The following is a 2671-nucleotide window of genomic DNA, read 5'->3' as shown; positions in this document are numbered from 1 at the left end:
GGTCGCCAATGGCGTGTTCTCCATACAGATTCGACTTCAGGTAGAGATGGGCCGGGAACGCCCCATCAGCGAACGTTTCGATGGCCCGTTCGCCCAGGACCTTTGTTCGCCCGTACCAGTTCATCGGGTCGCGTTCGAGGTCGGCGGTAATCGGGAACTCGTCCGGGTCACCCAGGGTGGCCATGCTGAACGGGAAGACCAGTCCAGCCCCCGTCTTTCGACAGAACCAGGCCACGTTGTTCGTCCCTTGAACGTTGACCTCGTATGCCAGATCCGGGTTGTTCGTGCAGTCATCAACCCCACTAACTGCAGCGAGGTGGAGCACGATGTCGGCTCCCTTCAGGGTATCCTCCAGGGCGTCGCGGTTTCGGATATCGACAAATTCGACGCTGGTGTCCCCGATCTCTCGAACCTCCCCGAGATAGAAGTTATCGAGGGCAATAAGCTCCCAGGCGGGATGTTCGTCCTGAATGATTTTCACGACGCGACTGCCGATGAAACCCGCGGCGCCAGTGACGGCGATCGTGGGGGTCTGATTTGTGACAGTACTCATGATTTGAACTGTGCCGCCAGGTCACGAATACCCGAGCGGAGCGTTTCGCTTGGTTCGTACGCCGTTTCCTCGGCAAGCCGGTCAAAGTTTACGTGATAGGATGGCCCAGGCTTTCGATCTTCGAGATACGTGATCTCCAGATCAGTATCTAATTCGTCTCTCACGACCGTGGCGATCTCCGTGATCTGGTAGTTCTGCTCGTTCGAACCCACGTTGTACACGAGTTGGTCGTACTCCTCTGGGTTCAACGCAGCGTGGGCAAACGCCCGTGCGGCGTCCCGAACGTGAATAAACGGTCGCCAGTTGGTCCCGTCGCCATAGACGGTCAACGGCCGGTCAGTGAGCGCTCGGAAGACGAAGTGATTCACGACGAGATTGAAGCGAACCCCTGGCGAATAGCCGAAATTCGTGCTCATCCGGAGTGCCGTGGCCGAAAAGCCGTTGTCCGCGGCTGCCTCACGCAACAACTTCTCGGATTCGTATTTCGACTCCGCGTAGGGGTTCAGCGGGTCAGGCTCGGTTTCCTCAGTGATGTCAGCCGTCGTCGCTCGGCCGTAGAGATTGCACGAGGAGGCAAAGACCACCGTCTCGATTTCGTACTTCTCGGCGGCCTGGACCACGTTCTCGGTGCCTTCGTAGTTGACCGCGAAGGTCTCGTCCTCGCGGTCGTGAGTGCTTTCTGCACCGGTGATCGCCGCAAGGTGGATCACTGCATTGACGCCTCGCATCGCGTTTTCGACTGCCCCATAATCCCTGACATCACCACGATAGACGGTCAGGTCCTCGCCGTTGCCAAGCCCCGTTCCGAAGAGGTTGCGGGGACTGCCCGTCGATTGGTTGTCGAAAATCGCGACGCTGTCGACGTCGTCGTGGTTCAGCAGGGAGGGGACCAGCGCGCTTCCGATGTAGCCAAGACCACCGGTGACGAGGACGTCCATCTCAGTCTTCGAGGACGCCTGGTAGGAACCGGTCCTCGTGGGCGGTGATGGTGTCCTCGTACCCGCTGATGGTGCCGATGGTCTCGCGCATGCCTTCCTCGAAGGTCACGCTCTGGCCGTCGATGAGGTCGGCATAGCGATCGTTTTCGATCTCCATTTTGTGGGTCTCGTCCTCGTCCCGCGGGTTCTCGAAGTGTTCGACCGCGACGTCGTAGCCGAACTCTCCAGCCACGTCGGCGATCGTTTCGGCGACTTCCACGATGCTGATCGCTCGGGTGACCTGGTTGTAGACAGTGAGGTCATCTGGTCGCTCGTCTGGGTCCATAAGAGCGAGCCGTGCCAGCCCCTCGACGGCGTCTTCCAGACTGCCGAACGGCTTGCGCTGTTCGCCTTTGCCGTAGACGGTCATCGGATAGCCGGCTACGGCCTGGGCGGCAAAGCGGTGGGCGACAACCCCGAAGTAATAATCGAAGTCAAAGCGGGTCGCCAGCCGGTCATCGGCTTGCGTTTCGGAGGTGCCCGCGCCGTAGATGATCGAGGTCCGAACGTCCGAGATGGGGATGTCGAACTGCGAGTGCGCGAGTCGCATGTTCGCGGCATCGTGGCTCTTCGTAAGGTGGTACCAGCTCCCGGCCATCGCGGGGAACGGCACGTCGTCCCGTTCCCCTTGATTCTCCATCGTCGCACCGCCTTCGGGAATCGGGAATTCTGGGGCCCCATAGACACCGGTCGTCGTCGTCTCGATGAAGTGGGTGTCTGTGAGGTCCTGCTCCTCCAGTCCCCAGAGCAGGTTCCGGGTGGCCTGCATGTTGTTGTGCTGGGTGTAGTTCGCCCGCTCGCCGTTGATCTGGGAATAGGGTGCGGAGGGCTGGGCGGCCGCATGAACGATCACGCTCGGTTCGTGAACGGAAAGCACCTCATCGGTGAAGTCCTTGTTTGCGAGGTCCCCTTCGACAAAGGAGAGGTTCGTGATCCCGAGGACTTCTTCAGCGGCAGCGATCCGCTCCTCGATCGGTGCGACAGGCGTCGCACTTCGAGAGCCCACGTTTTCGACCCACTCGCGTCGGGCGAAGTTGTCCGCCAGAAGGACCCGTTCGTCAGTCCGTTCGGCCGTTCGCAGGGCGGTTGGCCAGCCAATGTAGCCGTCGCCGCCGGTGATCAGGATCGTCATAGTTACTCA

Annotated in this window: 3 protein-coding genes; all 3 read right to left on the bottom strand. The window is 60.3% G+C overall.

Annotated elements, in window-relative coordinates:
* Positions 1-553 (bottom strand): NAD-dependent epimerase/dehydratase family protein (locus tag V5A26_RS11365; protein ID WP_332322561.1); only part of this gene is annotated, 553 nt, incomplete at its 3' end.
* Entirely contained in the window at positions 550-1491 is a 942-nt protein-coding gene (locus V5A26_RS11360; protein WP_332322560.1) for an NAD-dependent epimerase/dehydratase family protein, read from the bottom strand. The genes V5A26_RS11360 and V5A26_RS11365, both read right to left, overlap by 4 nt.
* A gap of 1 nt (position 1492) precedes the next feature.
* Entirely contained in the window at positions 1493-2662 is a 1170-nt protein-coding gene (locus tag V5A26_RS11355; RefSeq protein ID WP_332322559.1) for an NAD-dependent epimerase/dehydratase family protein, read from the bottom strand.
* Between the last annotated feature and the right edge of the window lie 9 nt (positions 2663-2671).

It is taken from the genome of Halodesulfurarchaeum sp. (assembly GCF_036626455.1).
GTDB lineage: Archaea > Halobacteriota > Halobacteria > Halobacteriales > Halobacteriaceae > Halodesulfurarchaeum.
The sequence above is the reverse complement of the archived record's forward strand: the minus strand, read 5'-3'. Positions and strand labels throughout refer to the sequence as shown.